14 protein-coding genes are annotated in these 17134 nt (G+C 62.9%); 5 read left to right on the top strand and 9 right to left on the bottom strand.

What is annotated here, in order from left to right; all coding sequences use genetic code 11:
* Positions 1-20 precede the first annotated feature (20 nt).
* From HAHE_RS15915 to HAHE_RS15895, 5 genes are all read left to right on the top strand, one after another.
* Positions 21-842, top strand: coding sequence for an ABC transporter permease (locus HAHE_RS15915; protein WP_338685779.1), 822 nt, complete (start codon positions 21-23; stop codon positions 840-842).
* A gap of 14 nt (positions 843-856) precedes the next feature.
* A complete protein-coding gene (locus HAHE_RS15910) occupies positions 857-1255 on the top strand; it encodes an RbsD/FucU domain-containing protein (RefSeq protein ID WP_338685778.1) in 399 nt (132 codons plus the stop codon).
* On the top strand, positions 1255-2067 hold the full coding sequence (locus HAHE_RS15905; protein WP_338685777.1) for a sugar phosphate isomerase/epimerase family protein: 813 nt from the start codon (positions 1255-1257) through the stop codon (positions 2065-2067). Before HAHE_RS15910 ends, HAHE_RS15905 begins: the two co-directional genes overlap by 1 nt.
* Before the next feature lie 199 nt (positions 2068-2266).
* Positions 2267-4267 (top strand): histidine kinase, encoded by a 2001-nt coding sequence (locus HAHE_RS15900; protein ID WP_338685775.1) that lies wholly within the window; start codon positions 2267-2269, stop codon positions 4265-4267.
* Positions 4264-4920: a response regulator transcription factor gene (locus tag HAHE_RS15895; RefSeq protein WP_338685774.1), complete on the top strand. Its 657-nt coding sequence runs from the start codon at positions 4264-4266 to the stop codon at positions 4918-4920. Before HAHE_RS15900 ends, HAHE_RS15895 begins: the two co-directional genes overlap by 4 nt.
* Before the next feature lie 372 nt (positions 4921-5292).
* On the opposite strand, the gene HAHE_RS15890 is transcribed toward HAHE_RS15895, so the two are convergent.
* The 9 genes from HAHE_RS15890 to HAHE_RS15850 all read right to left on the bottom strand — a co-directional run bounded on the left by HAHE_RS15890 (position 5293) and on the right by HAHE_RS15850 (position 17032).
* The gene (locus HAHE_RS15890) at positions 5293-6597 is read right to left on the bottom strand and encodes a DUF58 domain-containing protein (RefSeq protein ID WP_338685773.1); all 1305 of its coding nucleotides are present in this window, start codon (positions 6595-6597) and stop codon (positions 5293-5295) included.
* Positions 6594-7643 carry a MoxR family ATPase gene (locus HAHE_RS15885; protein ID WP_338685772.1) on the bottom strand — a complete coding sequence of 350 codons (1050 nt, stop codon included), beginning with the start codon at positions 7641-7643 and terminating at the stop codon, positions 6594-6596. The genes HAHE_RS15890 and HAHE_RS15885 overlap by 4 nt, the downstream gene beginning before the upstream one ends.
* Positions 7640-8755, bottom strand: a complete 1116-nt coding sequence (locus tag HAHE_RS15880) for a DUF4350 domain-containing protein (RefSeq protein WP_338685771.1) — start codon at positions 8753-8755, stop codon at positions 7640-7642. The genes HAHE_RS15885 and HAHE_RS15880 overlap by 4 nt, the downstream gene beginning before the upstream one ends.
* Positions 8752-10188: a hypothetical protein gene (locus tag HAHE_RS15875; RefSeq protein ID WP_338685770.1), complete on the bottom strand. Its 1437-nt coding sequence runs from the start codon at positions 10186-10188 to the stop codon at positions 8752-8754. Before HAHE_RS15875 ends, HAHE_RS15880 begins: the two co-directional genes overlap by 4 nt.
* The gene (locus HAHE_RS15870; RefSeq protein WP_338685769.1) at positions 10178-11146 is read right to left on the bottom strand and encodes a stage II sporulation protein M; all 969 of its coding nucleotides are present in this window, start codon (positions 11144-11146) and stop codon (positions 10178-10180) included. The genes HAHE_RS15875 and HAHE_RS15870 overlap by 11 nt, the downstream gene beginning before the upstream one ends.
* Position 11147: 1 nt before the next feature.
* Complete coding sequence (locus HAHE_RS15865) at positions 11148-11894, bottom strand: RDD family protein (RefSeq protein WP_338685768.1); 747 nt, start codon at positions 11892-11894, stop codon at positions 11148-11150.
* A gap of 152 nt (positions 11895-12046) precedes the next feature.
* Entirely contained in the window at positions 12047-14299 is a 2253-nt protein-coding gene (gene katG / locus HAHE_RS15860) for a catalase/peroxidase HPI (protein WP_338685766.1), read from the bottom strand.
* Between the two features lie 43 nt (positions 14300-14342).
* Positions 14343-14759, bottom strand: a complete 417-nt coding sequence (locus HAHE_RS15855; protein ID WP_343218217.1) for a Fur family transcriptional regulator — start codon at positions 14757-14759, stop codon at positions 14343-14345.
* Between the two features lie 146 nt (positions 14760-14905).
* Positions 14906-17032 (bottom strand): TonB-dependent receptor, encoded by a 2127-nt coding sequence (locus tag HAHE_RS15850; RefSeq protein WP_338685764.1) that lies wholly within the window; start codon positions 17030-17032, stop codon positions 14906-14908.
* Positions 17033-17134 lie beyond the last annotated feature (102 nt).

The raw sequence follows: 17134 nt of genomic DNA, 5'->3' as shown, positions 1-17134 counted from the left end.
CCCCCGGCCGAGTTTCCCACGTGCTCCGTTTCCCCGTCATCCTTGCCTTGGTCCGGAGGCAGGTGCTGCTCTTCACGCGCAACCCGGTGCGGGCGCTTGAGCTTCTTTTCTGGCCGGTCGTCCAGCTTCTCGTCTGGGGCTTCGTGACGGTTTTCCTCCAGCAGCAGTTGCAGGAGGAAACAGGGACCGAAGGACGCAACCTCATCCACTTCATCACCTTCCTTATCGGAGCGATCATCCTCTGGGATGCCCTTTTCCGTTCGCAACAGGGCGTGGCCATCTCGTTCCTCGAGGACGTCTGGACCCGCAACCTCCTGAACATCTTCGCCGCCCCGATCCGAATGACCGAGTATCTCGCCGCAAGCTTCACGGTGGGCGGCCTGAGGGTGCTGGTTACCGCCTTGGTCATGGCCTTGATCGCGGTGGTGTCCTACGGCTTCAACCTGTTCCAGTTCGAGTGGCTGCTGATTCCGTTCTACGGCAACCTGCTGATGTTCGGCTGGGCACTCGGGATCGTCTCGACCTCGTTGATCCTCCGCTTCGGACACGCGGCCGAATCCTTGGCATGGGCGGTTCCCTTCATGGTTCAGCCCTTCGCCTGCGTCTTCTACGACGTCGGCGTGCTTCCGCGCTGGATGCAGGTGGTATCGCTCTCGATGCCGCCCGCCCACATCTTCGAGGGGATGCGGGAGGTGCTCGACACCGGCGAAATGGATCCCCGGAAGCTTCTCATGGCCACCGCCCTCAATGGCCTTTACCTCCTTGGGGCCGGCATGTTGTTCTCCCGCATGCTGTCGATCGCCCGCCATCGCGGCCTGCTGGTCAAGGCGGCATCTTCCTGAACCCCGACCCTCCCATGCTACAGAACGGAATTCTCAATCCCCAGGTCCTCGAACTTGTGGCACGCATCCGCCACACGAACACCCTCGTGATCGCCGACTGGGCTTTCCCCTACTGGCCGCAGATCGAGACCGTCGACATCAGCCTGACCAAAGGGATGCCCATGGTGCTCGATGTGCTCGAGCTTCTGAAGCCCAACTTCAAGATCGGCCGCATCTGGCAGGCCGAAGAGTTCCTCGACACCAATCCCGCGGAAACCATCAAGAGCTTCGACGATTCCTTCGGAGGTATCCCGGACGTCACGATCGAGCGCCTGCCCCACGTGACCTTCAAAACTTTCGTTCCGGACGCCATCGGCCTCATCCGCACCGGTGATCCGACCGCCTACGGCAACATCATCGTCGAATCCGTTTGATGAAGACCGCGATCACACTCTGCCGCGTTCACGAGGCCGCGGCTGGTCCCTTTGTCTTTCACGACGACCTGGCTACCGGGTTCCGCAAAGCGGCGGAGCACGGGTTCGACGCGGTCGAGCTTTTCCTCCCGGCACCCGATGCGGTTCCCATGGGCGACATCAAGGCTCTTCAGGACGAACATGGCCTCGCCGTTGCCGCCGTCGGCAGCGGCGCGGGAATGGTCCGGCACGGACTCTCTCTGACCGATCCCTCGCCGGACAAACGTGCCGCCGCACTTGAGTTCATCGCATCCATGATCGACTTCGGCGGACAACTCGGTGCTCCGGTCATCCTCGGTTCCATGCAGGGCAAGCACGGCGGTGAGGTGAGCCGCGACCAAGCGCTTGCGTGGCTGACCGAAGCCCTTCGAGAAGCAGGTGCCCGGGCAGCGGAGCACGACGTCCCGTTCATTTACGAGCCTCTCAACCGGTACGAGACCAATCTGTTCAACCACGCCGCTGCCGCGACCGATTACCTGATCGCCGAGGACCTTGGAAACATCGTCCTTCTCGCGGATCTCTTCCACATGGCGATTGAGGAGCGCGACATCGCCGCCAGCCTCAAAGCGATGGGTTCCAAGCTGGGGCACGTCCACTGGGCCGACTCCAACCGGCAGGCCATGGGACTTGGCCACACAGCCTACGAGCCGATTTTCGCAGCATTGAGCGAGCTGGCCTACGACGGCTACCTTTCCGCGGAGGTTTTCCCTCAACCCGATGCGGATACCGCGGCGGCCCAGACGATTCAGTCAATCCGGGCGCTACGCCCCTGACGGAAGCCCCGATAGCAGGTCTCAACCGGTCTCCTTGCCGGTTTCACCCCAGGGCCCGCCGCGAGTCGGTGACACCCCGGAATTTTGGGGATTGGCGGACATTTTGTGCCGGGGACTCCTGAACTCCAAAAAGGTTCAATAAAAACTTGGCCGGAAATTTTAAAAATGCTAACTAATCCTCGCTGTTTCCCCTACAACAATGAGCGATTTGTCCGAGATCCGGTCTTGGGCCTTTGCTTCAGCGTTGGCCGCTTGCGTCATTGCGCCCGCGGACGCCGCCGACGAAGCCCAATCCAACAATCCGATCGGCCGTGTGGCCCGATTGTTGAATCCCAAGTTGGTCGAGGTTGAAGACCGCCTGACCTGGCTGGAAGAGCGGCTTCGCGGACTCGCGACGTTTTCCCCGAAGCCCCTCAGCAAGGAACATGGATGGCGCTGCGCCTCCCATGGCAAGGACGAGCAACCGTCGCTCACGCTCGATCTGGGTGACACCTACCCGCTCAGCGACATTTTCCTGATTCCGGCTCAACCGCAGGTAGGCGACGCCCGCACCCTGTTTCCCCTCCGCATCCGCATTGAAACGTCGCTCGACCCGGACTTCAGGGAGGCACTGGTCATTTACGACACAAAGGACAAGATCCACGAGGATCAGGATCCCTACCCGCTGAGGGTCGTCGCCCGCGATATCGACGCACGGTATGTGCGCCTGACGGTGGCGCTGGGCCACTTCCGGGGCAGCCAAGCCACCGCCGCGCTCTCGGAGATGGTCGTCATCTCGGGAGGCGAGCCGGTCTCGTTCGGGGCCAAGGTAACGTCCACCCACGGGCTGGACAGTCCCGGTCAGTGGGACGCGCAATATGCGGTCGATGGACGATCTCCTCTGGGGGTCTGGGAAGGAGGCCAATGGATCAACTCCCGGGGCCAGATTTTCGAAGTCGAACCCGGACGCGAGCAGGCCGAGTGGATCATTGACTTGGGTGAGCCCGAGCCGATCGACCGGATCGTCGCCTTCCCGTTCCAGATGCCGGAATTGGGAGGGACCTCCGCACTCCCGGGTGACATCGAGGTATTTGTAAGCGACGACCCCGAGGAATCCGCGGCACCGTATGCCACCATGCCGGGTGGGGAGACTTTCGCCCCGGCATGCCTTCCGATGAACCGTGTGACCGGCCGATATGTGATGCTCCGGGCAAACTCCGCCATGGCGATCGGCAAACTCAGGCACCACATGCTCTCGGAGATCGAGGTGTGGTCCCAAGGTCGGAATCTGGCGCTGGAGCAACCGGTCCGGATCCGTCACTCGGGTCGAACTCTGGCCGCCTCCCCGGAGATCACGGACGGCTACGCCAGCGGACTCAAGATCACCCCAGTCGGTTCGTGGCTCAGGCAACTCGTCGAACGCAAGGAGATTGAAGCCGAACTGGCCGACCTCCGGCCGGTCCGCAGCAACATGGCGACCGAAACGGAATTGAATGCCACGTGGGGTGCCTCGATCGCCATCGGCCTTACCTTCCTGATCCCGGTGGCGTTCGTCGAAAGGAGACGCCTCGTATCGCGCAAGCAAATCGATGCGCTCCGAAAGCGAATCGCTTCCGATCTGCACGACGATATCGGCAGCAACCTCGGAAGCATCTCCCTGATCGCCCGCTCGGCGAAGCGCGACCTCAAACGCCTGCAAGGCCCGAACGAACTTGCCGACGATCTCGACGAAGTGGAGGTGATCGCGCGCGAAAGCTCGCTCGCCATGCGCGACATCGTGTGGCTCCTCGAACGTCGTCAGGACACCATCGGGGACTTCGTCCAAAGAATGCGCGACTGCGCTTCACGGCTTCTCCGGGACATTGACTACACCCTTGTCTGCCGCTCGAACCGCACTGCGGCGAAGATGACGCTCGACGCCAAGCGGCACCTGTTCCTCTTCTACAAGGAGGCCCTCCACAATGTCCTGAAGCACTCGCAGGCCTCACAGGTCGCGATCAAGATCTACGATTCAAAGGAGTGGCTGGTCATGGAAATCGAAGACAACGGAATCGGTTTGCCAACGGATGCCAAGGCACGCCCTGCTGCCGTACGTAAACTTACGGATCGGACCGCGGTTCTCGAAGGGCGCCTCCAAGTGACATCGAAACCGGGTCAAGGCACGCACTTGCGTCTCGATGTGAAACGCGCCAACCTCATCACCGCAACGGCAGCAGCATGAGCAACGAACCGACTCCTCCGACCCGGATCTGGATCCTGGAAGACCACTCGCAGTTCGCGAAGCAACTCAGTCGACTCATCGACAGCGAGGACGATCTTGAGTGCGAGAAGGCCTTCAGCCATCCGAACGAGCTCCTCGCCGAGATCGAATTCGGCTCGAAGTTGCCCGATCTCATGCTTTTCGATCTCGGCCTGCCGGGCAAAGACGGTCTGCAAGTGCTCCTCGAGGTTCGCGCCAAGGCTCCGGAACAGAAGATCGTCATCCTCACCTCTTTTGATGACCGCGAACGGGTTTACCGGGCGATCTGCAACGGCGCGTCGGGCTACCTCCTGAAGACCGCGGATCCGGACGACATCGTCAGCGGAATCCGCGATGTGATGGGCGGCGCCGCCCCTCTCAGCGGCGCGATCGCCAGCATGATTCTCGATGGCTTCGCCAAGCTCGGCCCGGTGGAAGAAACCGAACCGCTGACCAAACGCGAGGAGGAAGTCCTCCGACACATGGTCAAGGGCCACATTAAAAAGGAGATCGCCGACCTGCTCGACATCTCGCTTCACACGGTCGACATGCATCTTCGCAGCGTTTATCGGAAGCTGCACGTCCAGACCCAGACCGAGGCTGTATCAAAGGCCATCCGGAAGGGACTGATCTGACCTTTCGGCTTGGCGGAATCCCCGCCAGTCACCGCCCTCCTCACGCCCGATCCTGTCGGGTCTTTTGCCTCCGATTGATTGAGGGGCTGGGATTGTCCACGGACGCCGAAGGGGGAAACATCCGGCGTCCGTGGGCCCTTTTGGGGGGCAGTGCTATCCCTTACGGAGATCATACTGGAGCAATCCGTCGCTCCTTCCCATTACGTGATCACGGTCAGGGCAACCCCTCGGCAAAAAAAGCGCGGGCGCCGGAGGGGGAGACTTCCGGCGCCCGCGAAACCGCCCCTAAGGGGCTCACAGCGCCTGAAGCATGCCTCGAACGGCCCATTCGGCCCATTACGCATTCACGTACTCCTGACAAACAAGATCCGCTTACAATCGGCCTGCCGCCTTGATGTCGAGATAGCGGTTGGCCAAGGCAACCGGGAGTTCCTGAGCGGGAACATCCAGAGTCAGGACTCCGTAGCCACGCAGATTTGCCAGCACCTCCGCACGCTCGGCGTCATACTGCTCGGCCGCGGAAAACTTGAGGGCCTCATTGAAGATCTCCACCGGCTTCCGTCGTGCATCCTCGATCGTCCGCTCGCGAAGACTCGCAAGCATCACCAGATGCCGGCTCGCGAGGATACGCAGCGCCGGGAGAATTTCCGAAGCGTCCTCACCTCGGAGATTGGTCATGACCACCACCAGAGCCCGACGGCGTTGCCGCGCCTGCAGCCGCTCCGCGGCCATGGAGAAGTCACTCGGCTCCGGCGTGGTTTGGTAATCGAACAGATGGTTGAGCAAGGTGGCCATCGAGTGCTGCCCCTTTACCGGCGGCAGCCAACGGTCCGTTCCTCCGAATGACTGGACACCCACCTGGTCCCCCTGCCTGAGCGCGACATAGGACAGAAGCAGCATCGAGTTCAGGCAGTGGTCGAACTGAGGCAACTCGCCGTCGATCGCCCGCATCCTGCGGCCCGTATCCGTCAGGAAGATGATCGTCTGGTTGCGTTGTTCCTGGAACTCCCGGCTGATCAGGGAAAGCCGGCGCGAGGTCGCTTTCCAATCGATCTGTGCGAGCGGATCCCCTTCCCGGTACTCGCGTAACTGATGGAAGTCCCGGCTGCTGCCGGCGACGGAACGCCTGACGATGCCCATCTGCTCTTGGCGTGCCTGCATCGCGAGAAGCGCGAACTTCACCACCGGTTCATAGTCGGGGAATACCTTTACCGATTCATCGCCGAAGATCGCCTTCTTCCTCCACCAGAGTCCCAGGATCGAACGCACCCTTAGATGCCCCTCACGGAAGCTTGTCACTCCACGCTCCAGCAGCCGGACCGGATGATAGATCTTCGCCTCCTCGCGCCCGCGGATTCTGCCGCGCCAAGGCATTGCCTCAGCTTCGGCGCCCTCAGGAATTCCGTCGAACACCTCGACATCGATCGACGACGATCCCGGATTCGAAAGTTGGATCCTCACCTCTCCCGCCTCGCCCAAAGCGAACCGGTCAGGCACCTCCCTGCGGGCGACCGGCATGCGGGAAAGACCGAGCATCAGGGCATCCAAGCCCAGAATCAGCAACAACACACCCGCGACGACCCACCAGGCGATCTGCCAGTCGGGCCAAATCGACACCCCCACCCCGACAAGTGTCCAGGTGAAGACGAGATACAGGACTCGGCGCGTCGGTGTCACTGACGGGGAGCGGGGACCGACTCGACCAAGGTCCGCAGGATATCGTCGATGTTCTGGCCGCCGATCGCGACCTCGGGGGCCAGCTGGACACGGTGCCGCAGCACCGGAAGCGACGCCGCCTTGATGTCGTCGGGGGTCACGAAATTCCGGCCGTGCAACACGGCGATCGCCTTGCCGATCCGAACCAGCGCGATCGCGCCACGCGTTCCCGCGCCGAGTGCCACCGCCTTCGACTCACGCGTCACTTGAACAATCGCCACCGCGTAATCGACCACTTCTTTCACCACCGTGACCGCCGCTGTCTCGGCCTGTGCCCGGACGATGTCTTCCGGGGACGCCACGGTTTCGACCAAAGCCACCGATGACTGCCCGGGCACTTCGGCAGCGGAACGCGTCACGATTTCCGACTCCGAGCCGGACTCGGGATAGTCCAGCAGCACTTTCATCAGGAACCGGTCAAGCTGCGCCTCGGGCAGCGGATAGGTGCCTTCGTGTTCGATCGGGTTTTGTGTCGCCAGAGTCATGAAAGGCGGGCTGAGGGACATCGACTCACCGTCAATCGTCACCTGACGTTCCTGCATCACCTCAAGCAGCGCGGACTGGGTCTTTGCCGGAGCGCGGTTGATCTCGTCCGCAAGCAGGAGATTGGTGAAGACCGGCCCTTGCCTGAGCTGGAACGTCTGGCTCTTCATATCGAACAGTCGAAAACCGGTGACGTCGGAAGGCATGAGATCCGGAGTGAACTGGATCCGTCCGAACGCCCCTCCGAAGCTGCGCGCCATCGCCAGCACAAGCTGGGTCTTGCCCAGTCCGGGTTTACCCTCAAGGAGTACATGGCCTCCCGCGAGAAAGCCGGCGAGCACCTGGCTGATCACTTCGGTCTGACCAAGCACCGAGCGGCCGATCTGCTCGCGCATCGCATTGGCAATCCTCGCCGCTTCGGAAAGCGCGGGCTGCACGGGAGGAGCGGCAGGGAGTTCCTGCGGCGTCACGGGTTCCGCCGGCGGGGTGACGGGTTCGGGTTGGATCGGATCTTCTTCGTTCATGGAATCGATAGATGGAGTGCCTGGAGGTCGGCGACCAGGCGGGTGAAGCTGCCTGTGTCGCGGGCTCGTTCGAAGGTCATGGCGCGTTCGGCGCGTTCGCGGGAAATACCGGCCCGGTCGGCCATGAGCTGGAAGACATCCGCCTCGCGCTGTCCGGATGCCAAGGCGAGCCGGTGACCCCGCTCCAGCAACGACTCGCGCAGCGGACGCAACAATCCCTGCCCGCGATCCAGTCGCCAGTGGAAGTCACCCAGCGCTTCAAGGTGATGATCGTAGGCCCGCAGCGTGCCGCCGGACTCCAGCGAATCCAGCGGACCGAAACGGGGAAGATTTTTCCATAGCCAGAAGCCGACCAGCAGGAGCAGCGCGCTCACCGCCGGCCAACCACGGTCCCAGAGCAGTTTCCAGAATGACAACGACGCGTTCCTGACAAAACAGAAGCCGTAGCCGTAGGGTGCGAGTTCAGCCAGATCATAGAGCAACTCGGCATGATCGTAATCGCCGATGTAGCGGTTCCGGAACGGACGCGCGTCGGTCATCACAGTCAGGCGCCCATCTCCGAACTCCTCCGAGTAAATCGGGCCGACCGGCTTGCCTCCCTGGGACAGCCCCGACTTACCTTCGATCCAGACCTCGTAGCCGTAACCATCCACCTGCACGGCCTCTGCGGTCTTCGCCGCGCCGGACGGATCGGTCTCCGACTCAATGCTCAGGCCGACCCGCTCGAACCAGTCATCGAGGGCTTCGGACTGCTCGGCCTCGACCCAGAGATCCCGCCACGAAACGTCTCCCCAGTCATTCAGATAAGCCTCCCCGTGCTCGAGAAGAATCACGGCGTGTCCGCCCCACTCCACCCACTCTTCAAGGGCGCGAACATATCCCTCGGCGCTGAGCACCGATGCCGGCACAACTACGAGTCCCAACTCCGCATCCTCAAGATCCGGCCAGCCGGGCTTGTCGAGGTTCTCGTAACCCAGTTCCTCCAACATCCGCTCCGCCGCGAGATACGGATTCACCCGGGCCTTGCCCTTGTGACCGACCTCGCGGGTTGTCTCCACATAGTCGCAGGCGACCAGCAGAAGCGCGAGAATACCCGCTAGGAGCCTGATCACAACTGCCCCCCTTCCCTGAAGGGCCAATGCCCGCAAAGCTCCTCGACCCGCGCGTCGGATGGCAACTCTCGGGCATAGGCGAGCCGGACCCAATCGCCGGTCAGCATCCGAAAATAGCCAAGATGCCCCGACCCCGCGCGGTCCACCCGGCCGAGGCAATCGTTCTCGGTGTCGGACTCGGCGATCTCCACACGTCCGTGCCGGATCATCCATGAAATGGAGCCACGGTAGAGCAGGCTCATCGCCTCCTGGTGCCTGCCCTCCCGCCATGCCGCCATCGCCGCCGCTGGAACATCCCTCGGCAAGCTCTCGGCGGTCACCTCCATCCCCATGACCACCCTCGCCTTGGCGGGTTCAGCCGGAACCCGGGCACCCCGGCCACCACTGAATACGTGTCGGAAGCGGTAGATCAGCCAGCCGAGAAGAAACAGCAACCCGCCGAAGAAGAGGATCTGCAGAACCGTCCAGAGCCCGCCGAGAGCTCCGAGGCCGGATCCCAAACTCCATGCGTTGTCCCAACCCTGCCACTCCTTGGTGGTCTGCTGGTGCACCGTGAAGTCCTCGTGTTGAAGCACCCTTTCGATCGTCTCCTTGGGGTTCGCCGGCTCCTCGGCACGGAGCCCGCCTGACAAGCCGAAGAACAGCAACGACGCGACGATTACTCCGGAGATCCCCCGCAAGCGGTTCCCCAAGCGGCGGAAGGCCAACTCGACATCCCATCCCTCGATCCAAGTACGATAGTTGACGTAAATTCCGAATCCGCACCCGGTTGAGAAGAGGTCGACCAACCAGAACGAGACACACAGCGAGCCCGCGACCGCCACGGCCAATCCGGTCGGAGGATCCGCGAGATTCCCCTCCCACCACAGGGAGATCGTCTCTTTCCACATGGCACCGGGTCCTTCCGGCACGAAAAGCATGCCGGTGCAGAAGATCGTCAGGGCCAGCCAGAACCCGAGCGCCAATCTCCACAAGGCGAGCATGATCACACTCGAGTCCCCGCGCCGCATGAGGATCCTGCAACGGGCCGCGTAGTCCTTTCCACGAAGCCCCTCGAGGTCTTCCACCGCCATCGTGAGTGGCCGCCATGGCGAGAACCTCGCCCAAATCATGCGGTAGAAGAAGCGCCGGCGGATCGCCCGCGGAAACTCCCGAAGCAACGGTTTGAAGCCCGGATTGTCGCCGAAAAGAATGCGACTGAGTTTGAAGAGCGACAGCCTTGAGGCCACCGGGATCCACCACCAGAAGACGAAGGTGAACCAGAACAGGTGTTCGCGCAGCAGCGGCAGTCCGATGAGCAGGACCGGAGTCATGCCCAGCCACCACGCCCGGGACAGCTTCCAGAAGTCGCGCCGGACGAGCGCGATCCCTAGATCAACTGCCTCCCAATCGCTGCGGGGACGGAGCTCGGCCGTCACCGACTCAAGCTTCACGCGACCTCCTTCCCAAGAGCAGGAAATAAGCGGCGTGCAGAACCCAGAAAATGATGCCGACCGTGTATTTCACGTGCGCCGGGAGCGGTTGCGCCGACCAGAAGCCCTCGACGCATGCCGCCAGCACGGTCATGCCACCCGCACCGAGGATGAGTGGCAACGCCTTTTTGGCCGACACCCCGATGGCCTTCGCTCGGGTCATGCGACCGGGTCTGAGAACCGCCAGTCCCAATTTCATCCCGGCCATTCCGGCCACCACCATCCCGAGCAACTCGAACGACGAATGCCCGGCCACGAAGGTCCAGAACGACTTCGGATTGCAGGCGTAGGTCACGTAGCCGGCCGCCGCGCCGATCGCGAGGCCGTTGTAAACCAGGAAAAAGATGGTGCCGAGACAGGCGACGATCCCTCCGGCGAAGATCCGGAAGTCGATGCTCACGTTGTTCTGGATGTAGTGGCCGAACATCATGAAGTTCGAGCCGAACTCGGAGCGCAGGTAGCTCAGCTGTTCCTCCTCCCCGCCATACATCGCCTCCATCTGCGCCATGCCGTGGGGACCGAGGATCGACTGCACCCAGTCGATGTTGATCCAGGGCATCGCCATCATGCCGAAGAACGGCAGCCAGAACATCGCGTTGCAAAGCCAGAACAGCCGCCAGTCACGGCGGACCGCCGCGGGAAAATCGGAGACGATGAAACGTACGAAGGACTCCGTACCACGGCGCCGGGTCCGGTAGAGCAGCTTGTAGCCACGAATCACCAGCTCGTTCAGGCGCCCGACCAGCTGGCCGCGGTACATCCGGTGGTTGGCCAGCGCGAGGTCCGAGCACATCTCGCGGAAACGCCGCGGAAGCTCCTCGACGCCCTGGGCCGGCTTCGACTTCTCGACGCTGGTGACCAGCCGTTCGAAGTCGTCCCACGCCTCGCGACGCCTCGTCTCGAAGTTGCCCTCCTTCATCCTATCTCCGCTCCTGCAGCCAGTGTGCCATCGCCATGATGCGCGACACCCCGGCCGGTCCGTCGCTGCCGCTCAGTTCGCTCGCATGGTCCGCGATTTCCTCCCGCCGCCCTTCCGACCAGAGCCCGGCACGATCGCGGAACGCCGAGAGCGCGAGCACCTCCTCGGGCCGCAGCGCGACCGCCGGAGTCGCCGCCTCGATCGGCGGCGGCGAGGGCACCACCGGCTCCGGCGGCGTCTTGTCGTAAATCACCACCGTTCCCGCAGCGAGATCGCCCAGACGCTGGAAGCGGCGCGTCGCGACACACGTCGCGAGCGCGAAGCCGAAGGTCGGCACTCCCATGATTCCCATGCCGAGAAACGGCATGCCGTCGGCATAGCGGAGAAAGTTCCGCAGGATCGACTGGCCCATCGTGATCGGCCCGCCGGAAGTCTGCACGACCCGCAAACCGAGGATCTTCTTTCCGGGGGTCGCTCCCCATTTCCCTGCTTCGAAGAACACCGGATACCACCACCACACGAAGAACCAGAGCAGGCTGATCAGACCGCCCGACGTCTCCCACCCGACGATCATGCCGGAAATCATCAGGATGAAGGCGACCACCAGCAGGAAGGCCCACTGGATCACCAGATCCAGAGCAAGCGCACCGCCCCTCAGCAGCGGACCGGCAATCCGGAGACGGACCTCCACCCCTTCCGCCAACTCAATGGCCTGCAGGGTGTCGATTCGGGTTCTCGTTTCCTCCATAAATCCGGATCCGCCCCAACCTAACCTCCCCTTTCCCGGCGTAAATCCAGAAGTCCGCGCAATCCAAGGCCCATCCGGGAAAAAGAAAACCGCCGGGGCGGCACGCGGTCAGGCGGCCACTCCGGCGGTCAATGATTCGCAAGGACTTCCGATCAGCCCTTCAACTCGAACCGGTCGAGGTTCATGACCTTGTCCCACGCGGCGACGAAGTCCTCGACGAACTTCGACTCGCTGTCGGAGCAGGCGTAGACCTCGGCCTGCGCGCGAAGGATCGAGTTCGAACCGAAGATCAGGTCGACACGGGTCGCGCTCCACTTCGGCTGGCCGGACTTCCGGTCGACACCGGCAAACGCATTGCCACACGGCGACACCGACTTCCACTCGGTCGCCATGTCGAGCAGGTTGACGAAGAAGTCGTTGGTCAGCGATCCCGGGCGCTCGGTGAGGACACCGTATTTCTCGCCGCCGAAGTTCGTCCCGAGCACACGCATGCCGCCGATCAGGACGGTCAGCTCAGTCGGGGTCAGCGTCAGCAGCTGCGCCTTGTCGATCAGCAACGCCTCAGCCGGCACCGTGTAGGCGGCCTTGAGGTAATTGCGGAAGCCGTCGGCATACGGTTCGAGCACTTCGAAGGACTCGACGTCGGTCTGCTCCTGCGATGCGTCGGTGCGGCCGGGCGTGAACGGAACCGTCACGTCGTGGCCGGCATCCTTGGCGGCCTTCTCGACACCCGCACAGCCGGCGAGCACGATCAGATCTGCGATCGAGACCTTTTTCCCATCCGACTGCGCGCCATTGAACTCGCTTTGGATGGCCTCGAGCACTTCGAGCACATGGGCGAGTTGCGACGGCTGGTTGACTTCCCAGTCCTTCTGCGGAGCCAGACGGATCCGGGCACCGTTGGCACCTCCGCGCTTGTCCGAACCCCGGAAGGTCGAGGCGGAAGCCCAGGCGGTGGAAACGAGCTGCGAGACCGACAGGCCGGAATCGAGGATCTTGCCCTTGAGCGCGGCGACGTCCGAATCGTCGACGAGCGGATGTTCGACGGCCGGAATCGGATCCTGCCAGATGAGGTCCTCGCTCGGAACCTCCGGTCCGATGTAGCGGCTCTTCGGCCCCATGTCGCGGTGGGTCAGCTTGAACCACGCGCGGGCGAAGGCGTCGGCGAACTCGTCCGGATTCTCAAGGAAGCGGCGCGAGATCTTCTCATACTCGGGATCGGTGCGCAGCGCGATGTCGCTGGTGAGCATCGTCGGACGGTGCTTCTTCGCCGAATCGTGGGCGTCGGGAACGGTCTCCTCGGCGTCCTTGGCGACCCACTGGTGCGCACCAGCCGGGCTCTTGGTCAGTTCCCACTCGTACTTGAAGAGGTTCTCGAAGTAGAGGTTGCTCCACTTCGTCGGCGTCTGCGTCCACGTCACCTCGAGGCCGCTGGTGATCGTGTCACCGCCCTTGCCGGAACCGTAGCTGCTCTTCCAGCCGAAGCCCTGCTCCTCGATCGGAGCAGCCTCCGCGTCAGGACCGACGTTGTCCGCCGGGCCGGCGCCGTGCGTCTTGCCGAAGGTGTGTCCACCCGCGATCAACGCGACCGTTTCCTCGTCGTTCATCGCCATCCGGCCGAAAGTATCGCGGATGTCGAAGGCCGACTTCATCGGATCCGGATTGCCGTCGGGACCCTCGGGGTTGACGTAGATCAGACCCATCTGAACCGCGGCGAGCGGGTTCTCGAGGTTGCGGCTGTGAACGTCGCCATCGGCATCGTCGTCCGAGACCACGACACCCTCGCCTGTGGCACCCTCGGAGCCCGTGGCGTAGCGCTCGTCCCCACCGAGCCAGGTCGTTTCACGACCCCAGTAAACGTCCTGATCCGGCTCCCAGGTATCGGCCCGGCCACCGGCGAAACCGAAGGTCTTGAAGCCCATCGTTTCGAGCGCGACGTTGCCGGCGAGGATCATCAGGTCGGCCCACGAAATTTTGCGGCCATACTTCTGCTTGATCGGCCACAGAAGGCGGCGCGCCTTGTCGAGACTGACATTGTCCGGCCAGCTGTTGAGCGGAGCGAATCGCTGCTGACCGCGTCCGCCACCGCCACGGCCGTCACCGGTCCGATAAGTGCCGGCGCTGTGCCACGCCATGCGGATGAAAAGCGGGCCGTAGTGACCGAAGTCGGCCGGCCACCAGTCCTGCGAGTCGGTCATGAGATCGGCGAGGTCCTTCTTCAGGCCATCGTAGTCGAGCGACTTGAACTCCTCGGCGTAATCAAAGGCCCCACCCATCGGGTCGGACTTCGTCGAGTGCTGGGTCAGGAGTTCGACTTTCAGGCGGTTGGGCCACCAGTCCTCGTTGGTGGTTCCTCCGCCGGAAGTGGCGGCCGAGTGGCCGAAGGGGCATTTGGATTCTGACATGGTTCTGTGTTCTAGGGATTGTGGTTGGCGTTGAAGAAAAGGATCAGGAGTCGCGGCAATCGGGGCAGATGCCCCAGTAAAGGACCTCGGCCTCGTCGATGACGAAGCCATGATCGTGGGCAGCCGTGAGACAGGGGGTATCGCCGACCGCGCAGTCGATATCGACCGTCTTGGCACAACGACGGCAAACGAGGTGGTGGTGATTGTCCCCCACCCGGTCCTCGTAGAGCGCGGGTTGCCCGGCGGGCTGGATGCGCCGGATCAGCCCCTTCTCCGAGAGCGCGCCGAGGACGTTGTAGACCGCCTGCCGGGAAATGGTGCCGATCTCGGCCCGGACGCGCTCCGCGATCGTGTCCGCCGTGATGTGGGGACTTCCCCCCAGCGCCTTCAGCACCGCCAGACGCTGCGCCGTGACGGCGAGGCCATGTTCCTTGAGCAGTGCGGAGGGATCGGTCACCACCGCCGAAGCTCGACAGAAAATGGACTCTGTCAAGAACATGCTGCAGTCTATTTCAACCGTGTGCGATAATCGACGGATCTCTCCTTCACCGTACAAGAGAAGGGCTCCCCGGCGTCCCCCGCCGAGGAGCCCCTTTTCCCATTCCGCTACCAGGTTACCTTCGCAGCGAAAATTCCATTCAGGCCCGGCTCGTTTTGCCCGGACCCGTGATTGCGATAGTCCTCGTCGCTGATGTTCTCGACGCCGCCGGTCAGCTCCAGCCAGTCGGTCGCCTGCCATCCGGCGTGGAGCATGTAGGCGATGTAGCCGGGCGTGCCACCCACCGGGATCCGCTGGGTGTCGCCGCGGTCCCCACGTGAGAGATTGTCCTGCTCGGCAGCCGCAATCATCCGACCCTCGACCCACAGGCGTTCGTTGGGGTGGGTCCAGCGAAGCGCCAGACCTCCGCTGATCGGAGCCGTGCGGGAAGCGAGATCGTGAATCGTTGGGCCGCCGAGATACGACTGCGTATCGGTCCGGCCGTCCTGCCACGTGAAGTAACCGGACAGCAGCCAGTCGGCCGCGAATCGCCAGTCGGCCTCGAGTTCGACCCCGTAGACGTAGGCATCGGCGGCATTCGTCGGAACCGTCGTGTTCGACCCCGCCGCCACCGGCACCGAAGTGATCAGGTCCGACGCATCGGTGTAGAACACCGCGGCACCGAAGCCGAAGGTGCCGTTGTGGAAGCGGGTGCCGAGCTCGTAGGTGATGAATTCCTCGGAGTCGACGTCGATCGATCCGGTCGCGTTTGTATTGAAGCGGGAGGTGGTCACCCCAGACAGGTCGTTGAGATTCGGCGCCCGGAACGCTTGGGAGATCCCGCCATACACGTTCCAGCAATCATTGATCGTCCACAGCGCGCGCAGCGACCCCGAGAAGTTGTCCCAACTACGGGACTGACCGTAGAGATCGCGACCCAACGTCGGGTTCCACGACCGGCCCAGTTCCGCACGGGCGTAGGTGTAGCGCCCGCCGGCGGTGATCTCGAGACACTCGACCGGACGGAAGGAATACTGAGCGAAGGCCCCGAACAGGTCATACTCCGAGTCGTCGGCAACCGGCCGGAAAGACGGATCGTAGAGCAAGCCCACACCCCGGTCGCGATACCCCGCGGAATCCACCGTATCGTGGTAGTAATCGAGACCGTAGATCAGCTCGCCGGGGCCGAGCGGCGACTCGAGCGTCAGATCGAATCCGAGCGTGTCGATATCGGCCACCTGGTAGCGTTTGTCGGTCATCGACCGGTACTGCGCCTCCATGTCACGCCCTTGGTGATAGGAAACCGTGGCGCTCCAGCGGTTCAGCCAGCCGACATCGGACGGCTCACCCTCGAAGCGGAGATAGGTCAGCGTGCGCTCCTGATCGTAGACACGCGCCAAAAAGCTGCCCGGCGCCGCCACGTGACCCGAGTGCTGCCAACCCGGGTTGTAGATCGTCGAGTGCCAGCGGTAGATATCGTCCTGGTTCACCCGCTGGTGGAGGAACGTCATGGTGGTGTCCGGACCGATCGCCGCCTCGATCTTCAGGTCGATGTCCTGCTCCGGGTATCCGGTGTTGCGCATCCGACCCACCGCCGAGTCCTCGATATCGCCGAACTCCTTGCCGGTGACTCCGAGCATGATCCCGAAACGCCCGCCGACACCGGTCGACGACTCGATCCGCCCGATGTGCGAACCCTCGCCATTGCTACGATACTCGTAGTAAGCCGATCCGTGGCTGAAGAACTCGCCGTCCGGCGTATCGCGAAAACCGGTCGAGCGGGTGATCGCGTTCACCGTGCCGCCGACCGCATCGCTGCCGTAGAGGACCGACCCCTGGCTCTTGATCACCTCGATCCGGTCGAGCGAGTAAGGATCCACCGTGTTCCAGTACTGAACCGGACCACCCCGGGTCAGCGAGTTGTTGAAACGCACCCCATCGACCAGCAGCAGGTTCTGGCGGCCGGTGAAGCCCCGGATGAAGGGCGAGCCGTGACCGTAGGCGGTCTTTTGGACGAGAATGCCCGGAGTGAACTGCAGCGCCTCGGGCAGGCTCCGGCGCTTGGTTTCGTAGAGGAAGCCCGAGTCGATGAGATCGAATGTGTAGGGCACTTCCATCACGCTGTCCTCGACCCGGCTCGCGGTGACGATGGTGGGCTCCAGATCCCCCAGCACATCCTGGGCTCCTACCCAGGTCGTGCCGAGGGACGCAGCAAACGAAACAGCATGGAAAAGTGTGGGGCGCGTGTTCGGCATCGGCACCGAGACTCCTGATTCCCGCTTGCCCGCTCAAGATCGGTGTCAATTTCTGACCAAGAACTTTACCGATGGATAAATTTTGTTCATTCAGGGGCTGAT

Origin of the sequence: Haloferula helveola, assembly GCF_037076345.1 — a bacterium.
GTDB classification, from domain to species: domain Bacteria; phylum Verrucomicrobiota; class Verrucomicrobiia; order Verrucomicrobiales; family Akkermansiaceae; genus Haloferula; species Haloferula helveola.
The sequence above is the reverse complement of the archived record's forward strand: the minus strand, read 5'-3'. Positions and strand labels throughout refer to the sequence as shown.

Excerpts from the sequence above, each read along its gene's own strand:
- HAHE_RS15895 (WP_338685774.1), top strand. The coding sequence starts at position 4,264 with ATGAGCAACGAACCGACTCCTCCGACCCGGATCTGGATCCTGGAAGAC.
- HAHE_RS15910 (WP_338685778.1), top strand. The coding sequence starts at position 857 with ATGCTACAGAACGGAATTCTCAATCCCCAGGTCCTCGAACTTGTGGCA.
- katG (WP_338685766.1), bottom strand. The coding sequence starts at position 14,299 with ATGTCAGAATCCAAATGCCCCTTCGGCCACTCGGCCGCCACTTCCGGC.
- HAHE_RS15885 (WP_338685772.1), bottom strand. The coding sequence starts at position 7,643 with ATGAACGAAGAAGATCCGATCCAACCCGAACCCGTCACCCCGCCGGCG.
- HAHE_RS15900 (WP_338685775.1), top strand. The coding sequence starts at position 2,267 with ATGAGCGATTTGTCCGAGATCCGGTCTTGGGCCTTTGCTTCAGCGTTG.
- HAHE_RS15905 (WP_338685777.1), top strand. The coding sequence starts at position 1,255 with ATGAAGACCGCGATCACACTCTGCCGCGTTCACGAGGCCGCGGCTGGT.
- HAHE_RS15865 (WP_338685768.1), bottom strand. The coding sequence starts at position 11,894 with ATGGAGGAAACGAGAACCCGAATCGACACCCTGCAGGCCATTGAGTTG.
- HAHE_RS15870 (WP_338685769.1), bottom strand. The coding sequence starts at position 11,146 with ATGAAGGAGGGCAACTTCGAGACGAGGCGTCGCGAGGCGTGGGACGAC.
- HAHE_RS15850 (WP_338685764.1), bottom strand. The coding sequence starts at position 17,032 with ATGCCGAACACGCGCCCCACACTTTTCCATGCTGTTTCGTTTGCTGCG.